The organism is Pseudomonas sp. H3_E07 (assembly GCF_054668895.1).
The window spans coordinates 5719000-5734274 of the sequence record NZ_CP162795.1; the positions used below are offsets into that span (position 1 = coordinate 5719000).

The window sequence follows — 15275 nt, forward strand, 5'->3', positions numbered from 1 at the left end:
CTCCCGTTGGTTATTTAGCGGATTTCCCCAGTGCTTTAGCCACCAGTTGCTCATACAGTTCGGCGTAGGGTTCCACCGCCTGGCTCCAATTGAACGGTTGTGTCATCGCCCGGCAGCGCATGGCATTGAGCAGGCCAGGGTAGGCAAACACCTTGAACGCGCGGCTCAAGGCTTCTTTGTAGCTGTCGACCGTGGATTCATTGAACAGAAAACCGGTCACGCCATTTTCGATGGTGTCAGCCAAGCCGCCGGTATTGCGCGCGACCGGCAGCGAGCCGAAGCGCTGGGCATACATTTGGCTCAGGCCGCACGGCTCATAGCGCGACGGCATCAGCAGGAAGTCACTACCGGCGAACATGCGCCGAGCATCGGTTTCGTTGAAGCCGATGCGCACACCGATCTGGCCGGGAAAGCGCAGCGCCAGTTCACGCATGGCATTCTCTTCTTCCGGCTCGCCGCGACCGATGATCGCGATCTGCCCACCTTGCTCGACAATAAAGCTGGCAACGGCTTCAGTCAGGTCCAGGCCTTTCTGGAACACCAGGCGTGAGACCACGGCGAACAGTGGGCCGGTGGATTCACTCAGGCCAAACAGCTCGCGCACTTGAGCGGCGTTGACCGCTTTGCCCTCCCAGTCGCCTATGTTGAAGTTGTGGGTTAGGTGCGGGTCGGTGGAGGTTTCCCAGCTGTCTTCAATGCCGTTGGGAATGCCGCTGAGCAAGCCTTGCTGGGTCTTGCTGGCCAGAAAGCCATCCAGGCCGCAGCCGAATTCAGGGGTGGTGATTTCCCGGGCGTAGGTGGCGCTCACCGTGGTGATGTGGCTGGAGTACGCCATGCCGGCCTTGAGGTAGGACATCTTGCCGTAGAACTCCATGCCTTCCTGCTGCAGGGCGTGGGGCGGAATGCCCAGTTCCGGCGTGGAGGCCAGGCTGATCACGCCTTGGTAGGCCAGGTTATGAATGGTGAACAGCGTCGGCGTGCGTGACCCACGCCAGTGCATATACGCCGGCGCCAGGCCAGCGGGCCAGTCATGGGCGTGCACCAGGTCCGGGCACCAGTGGATCTGCGCAAGGTTAGCGGCCATGTCGGCGGCGGCCAGGCCCAGGCGGGCGAAACGAATGTGGTTGTCCGGCCAGTCGCGGCCGTTGTTGGCGCCGTAGGGCGTGCCTTCGCGCTCATACAACTCGGGGCAGATCAGTACATAGATGACCAGGCCGTCCTTGAGGTCCATTCGCCCGATCTTGCAGGGTGGCAGCGCGGCGTGGCCACCCAGCTCACCGATGATATGGATCGGGTTATCGCTTTCCATCACCTGCGGGTAGCCCGGAATCAGCACCCGCACATCGTGCAGGTGGGCCATGGCGCGGGGCAGGGCCGCGGACACATCGCCCAGGCCGCCGGTCTTTACCAGGTCGGCGAATTCGGAGGTCACGAACAGGACTTTCTTGCGATTAGGATTCTGACTCACGATCGGCCGCACAGTGGTGGGCAGGTCGACCAGCGAAGGTCCCCCTACCGGCTGACTGACACGCTCTCCCTGAATATTTACAGCGGCACTGATCATAGTTCTCTCCCACATGTTGGTCGGCTAATGGCCCGCTGCCACTAGCTCCGATGACCGCATCCTGCGGCCAGGCGCGCAAGCACTGTACAAACTGGCAAGGCGTATGCCAGTTGCACGGTTAGCCAAAAAAGATTGGATGGACGGGCATTTCGCGTGAATCACGCGTGCTCGCCTACCTTAAAACTGGACCTACGGCAGAGTTGGAAAGTTTCGATTTTTTGCGGGGTTTTTGTTTTGGAACGGACCCATCGGTCATCAGTCTAGGACATATCCTAGAGCCCGTAGGGTTTCTACGAAGATTTTGTAGGACAAAATACTTGTAACGATATGCTGCTTTGAATTCGGCCTTTAAGCCGCAGGCGCGAGCGTGCTCGCGAAAACCATCGCGGCGCCGCTGCGCATCAGGTAGAACGCGGTGCTCTCGGGCTTTCCGCGAGCACGCTCGCTCCTACAGGGGGCGTTATGGCAATCACACCATGGGGCGCACGCTCCTGATTGGTGCGTCAGCCCAGCACGCGAATGGGCGCGCCGTTCGCCCACGCTTGAATGTCTTCGATCATCTGCGCGTAGAACTGCCGATAATTCTGTTCGCTCACATACCCCACATGGGGCGTGGCCAGTACGTTTGGCAGGCGACGGAACGGGTGGTCCACCGGCAAGGGTTCCTCGGTATACACATCCAGCGCCGCTCCTGCCAGGCGACCGCTTTCCAAGGCCTGCACCAGCGCCGACTCATCCACAATCGGCCCACGGGCGGTGTTAACCAGGCGAGCGCTCGGTTTCATCCACCCCAGCGCCTCGGCATCCACCAGCCCCCGGCTGCGGTCACTGAGCACGAGGTGCACGGTAAGAATATCTGCCTGTTCAAACAGGGCTTGCTTGCTGACCCAGGTCACGCCCGATTCCGCCGCACGTTCTGGCGTAAGGTTTTCGCTCCAGGCAATTACCCGCATGCCGAACACCTGGGCAAACTTCGCCACTTTCTGGCCAATGCTGCCCAGGCCGAGAACCCCCAGGGTTTTGCCGTACAGATCGCCACCCAGGCCAACCTGCCAGTGGCCTGCACGCAAGGCGTTGGCCTCGGCCAGCAGGTTGCGCGTAGAGGCCATGATCAGCGCCCAGGTCAACTCCGGTGCTGCGTGTTTATAGCTGTCGGTGCCGCATACCGTGATGCCCAGCGCCCTGGCAGCCGGTAGGTCAATGGCTGCGTTGCGCATGCCGCCGGTCACCAGCAGCTTGAGCTTCGACAAACCTTGCAGCAGGGCCTTGTCGAAGGTCGAGCGTTCGCGCATCACGCAAATCACCTCGAAACCCTTCAAACGCTCGATCATGGTGGCGGTGTCCGTCGGGTAGTCGTGCAGGAAATGCACCTGGCCCACGGCCTCTAGCACCGACCAATTCACCACGTCACTGGCCACATGCTGCCAATCATCAATGACTGCGATCTGTACCGACATTCACGAGTGCCTCGTTAAAGGTTGGATTAAAGCGCGTTCAAGCCCTGCAACAGCGCCGTGTGAAACCGGGCCGGTTCCTCCATCTGCGGTGCATGCCCCAGGCCCGGGAATTCCACCAGGGTTGCATGAGGAATCAATTGGGCCACTTGTTTGCCCAGCACGGCATAGTCACCAAGCTTGGCCTTGACCGCCGGCGGCGCGACGTCTTTGCCAATGGCAGTGTTGTCCGACGTGCCGATCAGCAGCAGCGTGGGCATCTGCAGGTTCTTGAACTCGTAGTACACCGGCTGGGTGAAGATCATGTCGTAAATCAACGCTGAGTTCCATGCGACCCGCGTATGCCCCGGACCGTTGCTCAGACCGGCGTACATGTCCACCCAACGCTCGTACTCGGGCTTCCAGCGCCCGACGTAGTAGGTGTTGAGCTGGTAGTTTCGAATGCCGTCGGCATTGACTTTCAGCTCACGCGCATACCATTGGTCGACGGTGAGGGAGGGCACCCCCAGCGCCTTCCAGTCTTCCAGGCCGATGGGGTTTACCAGGCCAAGCTGCTCGGTCTGCTCGGGAAACATCAGCGCGTAACGCGTGGCGAGCATCCCACCGGTTGAATGGCCGATGACGGTGGCCTTTTGAATGCCGAGCTTTTCCAGCAGTTGATGGGTGTTGGTCGCCAACTGTTGGAAGCTGTATTGATAATGGTCGGGCTTGCTGGAACTGCAGAAGCCGATCTGGTCCGGCGCGATCACCCTGTAACCGGCGTCGCTGAGGGCCTTGATCGAGCTTTCCCAGGTGGCGCCGCAGAAGTTCTTGCCATGCATCAGCACCACGCTGCGGCCGTTGGCCTGCCCTTTGGCGGGCACATCCATATAACCCATCTGCAGTGACGTGCCTTGGGATTGAAATTCGAAATGCTGAAGCGGGTAGGGGTATTCAAAGCCTTGCAGCTCGGGACCGTACGTAGCGGCGAATGCCGGGGCGGCGGTGGCGGCGAGCAGGCTGGCGATGCAAAAAGCGCGGGTCAGGGGCATTGGCAGGGCTCCGAGAAGGGTGCTCGGATGCTGTTGCGAGACGATTAAGTGGGGATTAACACCCATTGCAACGCCACGGCAGCCAGCACGCCATAACGCACGCTTTTGGCCAGGGTCACCAGCAATAGGAATCGCCATAACGGCTCGCGCATCACCCCGGCCACCAGGGTCAGCGGGTCGCCAATGATCGGCACCCAACTGAGCAACAGCGTCCAATGCCCCCAGCGCTCGTAATGATTGCGAGCCTTGTCCAACTGCTTGTCGCTGACGGGAAACCAGCGTCGTGTCTTGAAGTGCTCAACCCAGCGCCCCAGCCACCAGTTCACCACCGAGCCCAGCACATTGCCCAGCGTGGCAATGCCCAGCAACAGCCACAGGCTGTAATGCCCGCTGAGCAGCAAGCCCACCAGCACGGCTTCCGATTGCAGTGGCAGCAGTGTCGCGGCGCCAAAGGCGGCGAAGAATAACCCCAGATAGCCCGCGATCATTGCGCCGGGTATTCAGCCACCACCACGTCTTTGCCCTCGCGGGTCAGGCCGATGACTTGATAGGCCTCGCTGCGGCCTTCGACTTCCATGCCGGGTGAGCCCATGGGCATGCCCGGCGCGGCGACGCCCAGCAGGTCGTCACGTTTGCGCAAGGCCAGCACCTGTTCGGCAGGCACATGGCCTTCGACGAACTTGCCGTCGATCACGGCCGTGTGGCACGAACCCAGGCGCGGCGCCACGCCCAGGCGTTGCTTGACGGCGCTCATGTCGGCTTCGACGTGGTCATTGACCTTAAAGCCATTGCTTTGCAGGTGGCTGATCCATTTTTTGCAGCAACCGCAGTTGGCGTCGCGGTGCACGTCGATGGGGATCAGCTCGGCAGCTTGGGCCAGGGTAGTGGTGAAGAGGGCTGACAGCAGGGCCAGGCGCAATGTGGTTTTCATAGAAACTCGCGTGTAGGAGATGGCCGTTGGGATGGCGGCGATCATGACGCTGTCATCGCAGGCAAGCCAGCGCCTGGCCGGTGGGAATGTTTCCAAATTATACGAAGGGTGGGTTTTCCAACCGGTGTTTGAGCTGATCGAGGGCGACGGCCGACAACTCGATCATGCGCTCATGCAAGGTGGCCAATTGCAGCTCGGTCTCGTAGGTCAGCACCCGCTTGAACAGCGTGCCGCCCTGATGGGGCAGCAGGAAGTAGTGGATGGAACCATCAACGGCCAGGGAGGTGAACACCGTCTTGAATTCGCCAGGGCGCCGGGCGATCTGCACGCGGTAACTCATGGGGACGCGGACCCCCAACAAGTCGATGAATTCGGTGAAGCGCGCACCGGCAGGCAGTGAGCCGGTGGTGCCGGTATCGGCACTCAGGGACGTGGGATGCCATTCGTGCCAGCGATCCGGTTGGGTCACATAGTCATAGACAGCATCGATGGGGGCCTTGATAAAGCGTTCCTGACTGATCCGCTCCAAACGGACCGCCTGCTCGGCAGCTCGCATGGCACACCTCCTGTGTTGCGACTAGGAGCTGTCAGAATAGTCCCACTCCCGCACATTGCACGGGAGTGTTTCAGCCGTTTATCAGCACACTTTGAATCGACCCATCAGCGCGATTACCCGACCATTCGCATCCAACAGGCTTTGCGTGTTGGTTTCGGTGGCATGGCCGCTCTGCACCAGCTCTTCGACCATTTGTCGGATCTGCACCATGCTTCGGTTGATCTCCTCGGTTACCGCGCTTTGCTGCTCGGCCGCCGTGGCGATCTGGGTGCTGAGGTTGTTGATGTGGCTGACAGAGCCGGCCATTTCATCCAGGCCGGTGTTCACCCGCGCCGTGGCATCCGCCGCCGACTGGCAGCTGGCCTGGGTGTTTTCCATGGCCGCTACCGAGGAGCTGACGCCGGCAGTCAGGCGCGTGAGCATTTCGTTGATCTGCGAGGTGCTGGCCTGAGTGCGTGCGGCGAGCGCGCGGACCTCGTCGGCCACTACTGCAAATCCACGACCCTGCTCGCCTGCGCGCGCAGCCTCGATGGCGGCGTTAAGGGCGAGCAGGTTGGTCTGGCCGGCGATCGCACCGATTACGCCAAGGGTTTCGGTAATGCGCGCCGCGTCCTGGCGCATGTTTTCCACGCTGTGGGTGGCGCTGGACACTTCGCCAATCAAGGCGCTGACGCTGTTGGACGCTTCACCCACGACGACGCGGGAACGGTCGGCATGCTCATTGGCACGCTGGGTGAACGCGGCGGTTTCGGCGGCGTTTTGCGCGACGGTGTCAGCAGTGGAGCTCATCTCGGTGATGGCCGTGACCGTCTGGTCGGTCTCCGAGGCATGCCGCACCAGGATCTGGTTGGTGTGCGCCGAGGTCCGCTGCAGTTGTTCAAGGCTCGACGACATGGCGCCGGTTGCTTGGGTGACTTCGCCAATCATGTTCTGCAGGTAGACGATAAAGCGGTTTACCGAGTGGCCGATGGCACCCAGTTCGTCTTCAGCGCGAATGGTGATGCGTCGCGTAAGGTCGGCATCGCCGGTGGACAGTGCGTCGATATTGGTTTTCAGCGACTTCATGCGCTGCACCAGTTGACGGATCGCATACACGGCGAGCAGCACCAGCAACAGCACCATGGGGATTTGCAACAGGGCCAGGGTGCCGAGAACGTCATCGCGCTGGGCGGTAATCAACGCGGTAGGCAGGGCGGTGGCAAGGAACCACGGTGTGCCTGCGATCGGGCGCATATAAAAGGTGCTGGCCACGCCCTGGTTGTCGAACTCGCTGCGTTGCAGCGCCTGGTCGCGTTGGGCCAGGGCTTTGCTGACCTGGGCGGCGAACGCGGAGGTGCCGGTGAGTTCGCTGATGTTCTTGAGCACCACCGGGCTGCTGATACGCGTGCTGTTGCTGATGATCTTGCCGTCGCCTTCGACGATCAGCATTTGCCCGCCGATGTCTTTCTCTTTGCTGGCCACCAGGTCATTGAAAAAGCCCAGGGTCACGTCGATGGTGGCGACGCCATAGGGCACGCCGTCGCGCTGGATGGCCATGGCGCAGTTGGTGCGCGGCTCCTGGCTGGCGTCGTCCTTGTAGGCGGCGGCCCAGGCGCACTGGCCGCGTGGCGAGGCCAGGCCGCCTTTGTACCAGCTCTGGTCGTAGTAGTTGGGGGCGGGGTCGCTGTTCCAGAAGGTATTCACCGCCAATTTGCCCGAGGCGTCGCGGTGCCAGAAGGTGCTGTGTTTGTTGCGCCCCGGTGTGCGCTGGTTAGGCAGCGGCCAGATCCCGCCACCGAAGACTTTCAGCTCGCCATACTGGTCGACCAGGCCAGGCAGGACCTTGTCGATGGCATCGCTGTCGAGCAACGGGACGGTCTGGGTAATGCTGCGTTGCTGGGACTGAACCTTGTTCAGCTCGCCCTGGATCTGTTCAGCCACCTCGGCGATGCGGTTGAGCACCACCTGCTCTTCGGTGTGACGCAGCGTGGGGGCGACCAACTGGCCGATGCCCACGACGGTCAACACAAATAACACCAGGACGAACAGCACCAGGAACAGGGTATAGCGGGCTTGGATGGAGCGCAGTGGGGGCATGGGGTCGTCCTTACGAAGCGTTTATTATCGACGCGGCTTTGTTAGAGCTTCGTAGGGCTATCGGCCTGGGTGGAAAGAGCTTGAGGTACGATCGTGCAAGAAAAGCGAGCGCCTGTTGAGGGCGCTCCTTCGTTCAGATATCCAGCATGGCCATCACCGCTTCCGGGTAGCGCAGGCCGGCGGTCGCTTCAACGGGGAAGATCGCCTCCAGCGTTGCCAATTCGGCCGGGCTGAGGCTGATCGCGAGGGCTGCCACATTCTCTTCCAGATACTTACGCTGCTTGGTGCCGGGAATCGGAATGATGAAGTCACCCTGGGCCAATACCCAGGCCAGCGCGAGTTGCCCGGCGCTCACACCTTTGTCGGCTGCCAAGGCCTGTACCTGCTTCACCAACTGCAGGTTTCTGCCGAAGTTTTCGCCCTGGAAGCGCGGGCTGAAGCGACGGTAGTCATCGGCGCCGAAGTCGTCCGGGCTTTGCAGTGCGCCGGTCAGAAAACCACGGCCCAGCGGGCTGTAGGGCACAAACGCAATGCCTAAGCGTTGGCAGGCGGCGAGGCAGCCGTTGTGTTCCTGGTCGCGGCTCCACAGCGAATACTCGCTTTGCAGGGCGCTGATCGGGTGCACCTTGTGGGCGCGCTCCAGGGTGGCGGCCGAGGCTTCGCTCAAGCCCAGGTAGCGCACTTTGCCCTGTTGCACCAGCTCGGCCATGGCACCAACGGTTTCTTCGATAGCAACCTGTGGGTCGATACGGTGTTGGTAGTACAAATCCAGCGTCTCCACACCGAGCCGCTGCAGGGTGCCGTTGATGGCTTCGCGGATGTACTCCGGCCGGCCATCCACGCCACGCGCTGCCGGGTGTGCCGGGTCGCGCACGATGCCGAACTTGCTGGCCAGGAACACTTGGTCACGCTTGCCGGCGATGGCTTTGCCGATTAATTGTTCATTGGTGTGAGGGCCGTACATATCGGCGGTATCGAGAAAGCTGACGCCCAGTTCCAAGGCGCGGTGCAGCGTTGCAGTGGCTTCCCGCGTGTCGCTGCCGGGGGTATAGAAATCGCTCATGCCCATGCAGCCGAGGCCGATGGCGGAGACGAGGGGACCGTTGTTACCGAGTTGGCGAGTGTGCATGGGGGAACTCCTTGTTGAGAAGGCCTGCATTGTCACGCTGGACAAAATCGGGATAAACCGGCTAAAAGCGCTAACACTGTTCGTAATTTCTAAATAATCAGCTCAAGGAGCCGGCGTTTGGACCGTTTCAACGCGATGCGCGTGTTCACCCGGATCGTCGAACTGCGTGGCTTTGCCAAGGCTGCCGACAGCCTGCAACTGCCCCGCGCCTCGGTGACGGTGCTGATCAAGCAATTGGAGGCGCACCTTGGCGTACAGCTGTTGCAACGCACCACGCGGCAGGTCAGCCCTACACTGGATGGGGCCGCGTATTACCAGCGCTGCGTGCAATTGCTGTCGGACCTTGAGGAAACTGAAGCGGTGTTTTCCACCAGCCGCCAGAGTCCACGTGGGACTTTGAGCGTGGATATGCCCTCGGGCATCGGCCGTTTGATCGTGATCCCGGCATTGCCGGACTTCACCGCGCGGTATCCGCAGATCGAGTTGGAGATTGGCCTCAATGACCGCCCCGTGGACCTGATCCGCGAGGGTGTGGACTGCGTGCTGCGCGGTGGCCTGGCCCTGGATGAATCGCTGGTGGCGCGGCCTCTGGCAATGATGGATCAACTGACCCTGGCAAGTCCCTGCTACCTGCAGCGCAGGGGTGTTCCCACGTCTTTTGAAGACCTGGCCAACCATCAGATGGTCGAGTACGTCTCCAGCGCCAGTGGCAAACGGTTTGGCCTGGAGTTCGAGGTGGGTGGCGAATGGCAGACCGTCAACCTGCCAAAGGGCCTGGCGGTGAACAGTTCCGATGGCTACTTCGCGGCCTGCGAGGCTGGGTTCGGCTTGATCCAGGCGCCGCATTATCACGCCATGCGCCAACTGGCCGCGGGGACGTTAGTGGAGGTGTTGCCACGGTTGGCGGTACCGAAAATGGCGCTCTCGGCCCTCTACCCGCCGCATCGTCAACTGTCCCTGCGCGTACGGGTGTTCGTGGACTGGCTGGTCGAACTCTGCGCCACGCCCGGCACCGGGTTGCGGCGCTAAGCCTGTGCCTTGCGATAAGCGCCAGGCTGTTGCCCAGTCACTTTGTGAAACGCCCGGGTAAACGCCGCCACCGACTGATAACCCACCGCCACTGCAACATCCGCCACCGTCTGGTTCTGCTTGAACAACTGGCAGGCATGGCGCATGCGCATCATCAACAGCACCTGCCCCGGCGATTGTCCGCACAGTTCATTGAAGCGCTTGAAAAACGCCGAGCGCGACAACCCGGTGCAGGCGGCCATGCTTTCCAGGGTCCAGGCATCGGCCGGGCGGGCGATCAACTGTTCCAGCAGGTCGGCAAACGCCGGCTGCCGCGCCAGCGCGGCCAGGCCACCCAGTGCGCTGTTGTCCAGCACCTGTTGGCGCAGGACGTACAGAAACAGCAGGTGGCAAAGCCGTTCAAGCAACGCGGAAGAGGGCGCAGGCAAGCGCTCGCATTCTTGCAGGATCAGTTCGAACAGGTTGCGTGCGGCGGTCAGTGAGGGATCGCCCGCACGCAAGATGATCCACGCGGGCAGGGTGTCGACGATCATCGCTGACAAACCGGACTGGAAGTGAAAAAAACCACACACCAGGCCGACGCCATCGCTGGCGGCGCTGTCCAGGGGCACCATTGGCACGCGGGGACATTCCTGCGCGCCCGCCGCCGTGGGTTCGCCGGAGAGGCGATATTCCAAGTCGCGCAACAGGAACACCGCATCGCCGTTGTCCAGCCGATGGGCTGTGGTGTCGCCGTCGATATGCAGCCAGCACCGGCCCTGTACGATCAGGTGGAAACTCGCGCTCGCCAGGCCATGGGTGCTCGCATGCCAATCGCCGCAGTAGCGACCCACATGGAACAGGCTGGTGTCGAGTTCAAGGCTGTCTAATAACCAATCGACAAGTGCACTGGACGAATTCATCTAAGGGAAAGACTCAAGAGCAAGTAATCGCTACTTTAGACTATTGAGGCGATTTTTTATAACCAACAGACTTAGTACACGAACCCATCAGGAGACACCTCCATGTCCCGTGTACCCTTGCTCACCCTTGAAACTGCGCCTGAAGCGGCCAAGCCTTTTCTGGAAAATGCACTGAAGGGCTCCGGCTTCATTCCTAATCTGCTTGCGGTGTTGGCCAATGCCCCGGCTGCATTGGAAACCTACATTACCGTTTCCGGCTTGAACGCCAAGGCCGAATTGAGCCTGGCCGATCGCGAAGTGGTGCAACTGATTGCCGCCACCACCCACGGCTGCGATTTCTGCGTGGCCGGCCACACTGCGGTGGCGCGTAACAAAGCCAAACTGCCTGAAGAGGTCATCGACGCCCTGCGCCAGCGCGGCGAACTGCCCAACGCCCGCTATGAGACACTCGCCGCGTTCACCCGTGAAGTGATCGCCACCCGTGGCGATGTCAGTGACGCAGGCTTCGAAGCGTTCCGCGCCGCCGGTTACACCGAAGGCCAGGCCCTGGAGGTTATCCTGGGTGTGAGCCTGGCCACCCTGTGCAACTTCGCTAACGTGTTTGCGCGTACCCCGTTGAACCCGGAGCTGGCGCAATACCGTTGGGAAAAACCGGCAAGCTGAAGTGGGTCCACCTGCTGCAAAAGGAGAAACAGGAATGCTTGACCCAATCTTGAGCCGTTGGCTCGATGTCCAGGCGCAAGCCTTGGACGTGGGCAGTTGCGATCCACAGGAAGTGCTGCCACGGCTGGCAGAGGCCAACGTATTGCGTATCGGCGTGCCGACTCAACTGGGCGGCCTGGGCGGCGATGTGACGGGGGCGGTGGAAGCCATTGCCAACGTTGCCAGTCATTCCCTGGCGGCGGCATTCGTGTGCTGGGGCCAGCGCTCGTTTATCGAATATTTGCTCCACAGTCCGAATGCGCGGCTGCGTGAACAGCTGCTGCCGGATTTGCTCAGCGGCAAGCTGGCGGGGGCGACGGGGCTATCCAACGCGATGAAGTTCTTGTCGGGCATCGAGACCTTGCAGATCAGCGCCGAACCGTTCAACGATGGCTGGACCCTCAACGGCCGCCTGCATTGGGTGACCAACCTGCGCAGGAGCGGTTTTGTCGCGGCGGCCGCCGTCGAGCTGGCGGAGGGTGGCGCGCCGTTTATCCTGGCGATCCCTGACTCGGTGGCGGGCTTGCAGCGTTCTGGCGACCTGGATCTGCTCGGCTTGCAGTCAAGCAACACGGCCGCACTGGATCTGGAAGGCGTGGAGCTGAGCCGCGACTGGTTGCTGCATGAAGACGCACGCAAATTCCTGCCAGCGGTGCGTCCGGCGTTTCTGGGCTTGCAGTGCGGGATGTCCATCGGATTGACGCGCCGTTCCCTGGCGGAAGTCGCCAACCATTTGGGCGCGACTCGCACGGTGCTTCGCGAAGAGCTGGAAACCCTGCGCGCGACCCTGGATCAGTTGGTCAGCGATTTGAAAAGCGGTATGCGCGCCGGACGTTTTGCCGCCGAACCGGTGCCGTTGTTCAAGCTGCGCATCGCCCTGGCGGAGACCGCCGCCAGCGCCGTGCAATTGGAGTTGCAAGCCAGCGGCGGCAAGGCCTACCTCACGGCGCACGGCAGTGGTTTTGCGCGGCGGTGGCGCGAGTCGGCGTTTGTGCCGATCGTGACCCCAAGCCTGGTGCAATTGCGTACTGAGCTGCAGCGTCAGGCCAACCTATGACACATGCCGTATTAAGCGCCCAGGGGATTTGCCTGGGGTATGCCAGTGGGCCGGTGTTGCAGGGCTTTGACCTGCACTTGCAGCCAGGCGAAGTGGTGTCGATCCTCGGCCCCAGCGGTGTGGGCAAGTCCAGCCTGTTGCGGGTGCTTGCCGGTCTGCAGGCACCGCAGGGCGGCAGTGTGCGCGTGTTGGGCGAGCCCTTGAATGGCCCTCATCCGCGCGTAGCGGTAGCGTTCCAGGACCCGAGCCTGCTGCCCTGGCTGAACCTGGAAAAGAACGTCGCCTTCGGCCTGGATTTCGCCCGTCAGCCGCATCTGGATCATGACGAGCGCCGCCGCCGAATCGACCATGCCATCGCGGCTGTCGGCCTGGAACACGCGCGCCAGCAGTTCCCGGCGCAACTGTCCGGCGGCATGGCCCAACGCACTGCATTGGCCCGTTGCCTGGCGCGCCAGCCCCAGGTGCTGTTGCTGGATGAGCCCTTTGGCGCCCTGGATGAAGTGACCCGCGCCGACATGCAGCATCTGTTGCTCAAGGTCAACCGCGAGCAAGGCTCGGCGGCCGTGCTGATCACCCATGACATTGACGAAGCGCTGCTGCTGTCCGATCGCATCCTGTTACTGGGTAACCGCCCGGCGCGGACGTTAGGCGAGTGGCTGATCGACCTGCCGCAACCACGGGAAGAACAGGTGGAGGCCATTGGCGCGCTGCGTATCGACATCCTTAAAACCTTACGGCAGGCGAGCCGCCCTCAATCCAACCCCCTTGATCTGCTGGAGCCTGTCCATGTGCCTGGATGACCTGACTCACTCGCGCCGCGATTTTCTCAAACTCTCCGCCGTGCTCAGCGCAGCCGGCGCCTTACCGCTGCTCAGCAGCTTGCAAGCCCGCGCAGCCAGTGAGCCGGACGCGCCGGTACGCATCGGCTACCTGCCGATCACCGACGCCACGCCGCTGCTGGTGGCGCACAACAACGGCCTGTTCGAAGCCGAGGGCATCAAGGCCGAGCGCCCGGTGCTGCTGCGCAGTTGGGCGCAGGTGATCGAGGCGTTCATCTCGGGCCAGGTCAATGTGATTCACCTGCTGTCGCCGATGACCGTGTGGGCGCGCTACGGCAGCAAGGTTCCGGCCAAGGTCGTGGCGTGGAATCACGTGGGTGGTTCGGGTTTGACCGTGGCGCCGGGCATTACCGACGTGAAACAACTGGGCGGCAAATCGGTGGCGATTCCGTTCTGGTATTCGATCCATAACGTGGTGGTGCAGCAGCTGTTCCGCGACAACGGCCTCACGCCCGTGGCGCGGGCAGCGGGCAGTGTGATTGCGGCCAATGAGGTCAACCTGATTGTGTTGCCCCCTTCGGACATGCCACCGGCCCTGGCCAGCCAGCGTATCGACGGCTATATCGTCGCCGAGCCGTTCAATGCCCTGGCGGAAAACCTCAAGGTCGGCCGCGTGCAGCGCTTTACCGGCGATGTGTGGCGCAACCATGCGTGCTGCGTGGTGTTCATGCACGAACACGACTTGGCCAATCGTCCGCAGTGGTCGCAGAAAGTCGTGAACGCCATCGTCAAGGCGCAGGTCTGGACCCGCGACAACCGCGAAGAGGCGGTGAAGCTGCTGTCCAAGGACGGCCCGAACCGCTACACCCCGCATGCCGAGCCGGTATTGAGCAAGGTGCTGGCGCCGGCCGCCGGCGACCGCGCAGCTTACCTGGCCGACGGTGCTATCCAGCACGGGAATTGGGATGAACACCGCATCGATTTCCAACCTTACCCATTCCCCAGCTACACCGAGGAGCTGGTACGTCGCCTGAAGGACACGCTGATCGAGGGCGACAAGAAATTCCTCGCCGACCTGGACCCGGCGTTCGTCGCCAAGGACTTGGTGGACGACCGCTTTGTGCGTAACGCTATCGAGGCTGTGGGCGGCATGAAGACCTTTGGTTTGCCGGACGGCTACGAGCGGCATGAGGAGATCGGCGTTTGAACAACCGTGAACTCCCGGGCTGGTTGCTCGGGCTGAGTGGCCTGGCGGGGTTGTTGTTGCTCTGGTGGCTGGGGGTGAAGGTGTTTGGCGCGACTGACGGGTTGTCTGCGCGTTTTTCCGTGGCCGCGACCTTCACGAGCTTGTGGGAATTGCTGGGGCGCGGTGAGCTGTATCTGCACATAGCGGTGAGCCTCAAGCGCATCTTCGTCGGGCTGTTCCTGGCGTTGCTGGTGGGTGTTCCGCTGGGGTTGGTGGTCGGCAGTTCGCGCAAGCTGGAAGCGGCGACCACGCCGGCCTTTCAATTCCTGCGCATGATTTCGCCGCTGTCATGGATGCCCATCGTGGTGATGCTGATGGGGGTAGGGGACCAGCCGATCTATTTCCTGCTGGCGTTTGCCGCCGTCTGGCCGATCATGCTCAACACCGCTGCCGGCGTGCGCCAGTTGGACCCGCGTTGGCTGCAACTGAGCAGCAGCTTGAGTGCGACGCGCTGGGAAACCTTGCGCCGGGTGATCATTCCCGGTGTGGTCGGGCACGTGCTGACCGGCGTACGCCTGGCCATCGGCATTTTGTGGATCGTGCTGGTGCCCTGCGAAATGCTTGGGGTCAGTGCCGGGCTGGGCTATTACATTCTCGATACCCGTGATCGGCTGGCTTACTCGGAGCTGATGGCGATGGTGTTGCTGATCGGGCTGTTGGGTTTTGCGCTGGATGCCTTGGCGCGCTGGCTGCACCAGCGTTGGGTGCACACTGGCTGATTGGCCGAGCCAAAGTTTTTCATCGCCTGTAACATGAGCGCCTGTCGGACCTGTTTACCCTGGGGGGCAGGGCAGGTTCGGCGCTTCATTTTTCAGGTTC

15 protein-coding genes are annotated in these 15275 nt (G+C 61.9%); 6 read left to right on the forward strand and 9 right to left on the reverse strand.

Annotated elements, in window-relative coordinates; all coding sequences use genetic code 11:
• Positions 1-10: 10 nt before the first annotated feature.
• From glgA to AB4O08_RS26500, 8 genes are all read right to left on the reverse strand, one after another.
• A complete protein-coding gene (gene glgA, locus AB4O08_RS26465) occupies positions 11-1564 on the reverse strand; it encodes a glycogen synthase GlgA (RefSeq protein WP_010210217.1) in 1554 nt (517 codons plus the stop codon).
• Positions 1565-2067: 503 nt separating this feature from the next.
• Entirely contained in the window at positions 2068-3021 is a 954-nt protein-coding gene (locus AB4O08_RS26470) for a D-2-hydroxyacid dehydrogenase family protein (RefSeq protein ID WP_183703653.1), read from the reverse strand.
• Positions 3022-3047: 26 nt separating this feature from the next.
• A complete protein-coding gene (locus AB4O08_RS26475) occupies positions 3048-4049 on the reverse strand; it encodes an alpha/beta fold hydrolase (RefSeq protein ID WP_021493042.1) in 1002 nt (333 codons plus the stop codon).
• A 44-nt stretch (positions 4050-4093) separates the two neighbouring features.
• Positions 4094-4537 (reverse strand): YqaA family protein, encoded by a 444-nt coding sequence (locus tag AB4O08_RS26480; protein WP_010210225.1) that lies wholly within the window; start codon positions 4535-4537, stop codon positions 4094-4096.
• Complete coding sequence (locus tag AB4O08_RS26485) at positions 4534-4980, reverse strand: DUF411 domain-containing protein (protein WP_044287248.1); 447 nt, start codon at positions 4978-4980, stop codon at positions 4534-4536. Before AB4O08_RS26485 ends, AB4O08_RS26480 begins: the two co-directional genes overlap by 4 nt.
• A gap of 97 nt (positions 4981-5077) precedes the next feature.
• On the reverse strand, positions 5078-5536 hold the full coding sequence (locus tag AB4O08_RS26490) for an SRPBCC family protein (protein WP_010210227.1): 459 nt from the start codon (positions 5534-5536) through the stop codon (positions 5078-5080).
• 81 nt (positions 5537-5617) lie between these two features.
• Positions 5618-7612 (reverse strand): methyl-accepting chemotaxis protein, encoded by a 1995-nt coding sequence (locus AB4O08_RS26495; protein ID WP_460143646.1) that lies wholly within the window; start codon positions 7610-7612, stop codon positions 5618-5620.
• 133 nt (positions 7613-7745) lie between these two features.
• On the reverse strand, positions 7746-8741 hold the full coding sequence (locus AB4O08_RS26500; RefSeq protein WP_021493044.1) for an aldo/keto reductase: 996 nt from the start codon (positions 8739-8741) through the stop codon (positions 7746-7748).
• A 117-nt stretch (positions 8742-8858) separates the two neighbouring features.
• Here AB4O08_RS26500 and AB4O08_RS26505 point away from each other — a divergent pair, with 117 nt between their 5' ends.
• Complete coding sequence (locus AB4O08_RS26505; RefSeq protein ID WP_042572296.1) at positions 8859-9770, forward strand: LysR family transcriptional regulator; 912 nt, start codon at positions 8859-8861, stop codon at positions 9768-9770.
• On the opposite strand, the gene AB4O08_RS26510 is transcribed toward AB4O08_RS26505, so the two are convergent.
• Positions 9767-10672: an AraC family transcriptional regulator gene (locus AB4O08_RS26510; protein WP_021493047.1), complete on the reverse strand. Its 906-nt coding sequence runs from the start codon at positions 10670-10672 to the stop codon at positions 9767-9769. The genes AB4O08_RS26505 and AB4O08_RS26510 overlap by 4 nt on opposite strands.
• A gap of 102 nt (positions 10673-10774) precedes the next feature.
• Between AB4O08_RS26510 and AB4O08_RS26515 the strand changes: the two genes are divergently transcribed.
• Genes AB4O08_RS26515 through AB4O08_RS26535 form a run of 5 tightly spaced genes read left to right on the forward strand, consistent with a single transcriptional unit; the run spans position 10775 to position 15175 of the window.
• A complete protein-coding gene (locus AB4O08_RS26515) occupies positions 10775-11335 on the forward strand; it encodes a carboxymuconolactone decarboxylase family protein (RefSeq protein ID WP_042572298.1) in 561 nt (186 codons plus the stop codon).
• A gap of 34 nt (positions 11336-11369) precedes the next feature.
• Positions 11370-12431 (forward strand): acyl-CoA dehydrogenase family protein, encoded by a 1062-nt coding sequence (locus tag AB4O08_RS26520; RefSeq protein WP_460114524.1) that lies wholly within the window; start codon positions 11370-11372, stop codon positions 12429-12431.
• Complete coding sequence (locus AB4O08_RS26525) at positions 12428-13231, forward strand: ABC transporter ATP-binding protein (RefSeq protein WP_198580892.1); 804 nt, start codon at positions 12428-12430, stop codon at positions 13229-13231. The genes AB4O08_RS26520 and AB4O08_RS26525 overlap by 4 nt, the downstream gene beginning before the upstream one ends.
• The gene (locus AB4O08_RS26530) at positions 13218-14417 is read left to right on the forward strand and encodes an ABC transporter substrate-binding protein (protein ID WP_010210248.1); all 1200 of its coding nucleotides are present in this window, start codon (positions 13218-13220) and stop codon (positions 14415-14417) included. The genes AB4O08_RS26525 and AB4O08_RS26530 overlap by 14 nt, the downstream gene beginning before the upstream one ends.
• Positions 14414-15175 carry an ABC transporter permease gene (locus AB4O08_RS26535; RefSeq protein WP_010210249.1) on the forward strand — a complete coding sequence of 254 codons (762 nt, stop codon included), beginning with the start codon at positions 14414-14416 and terminating at the stop codon, positions 15173-15175. The genes AB4O08_RS26530 and AB4O08_RS26535 overlap by 4 nt, the downstream gene beginning before the upstream one ends.
• Positions 15176-15275 lie beyond the last annotated feature (100 nt).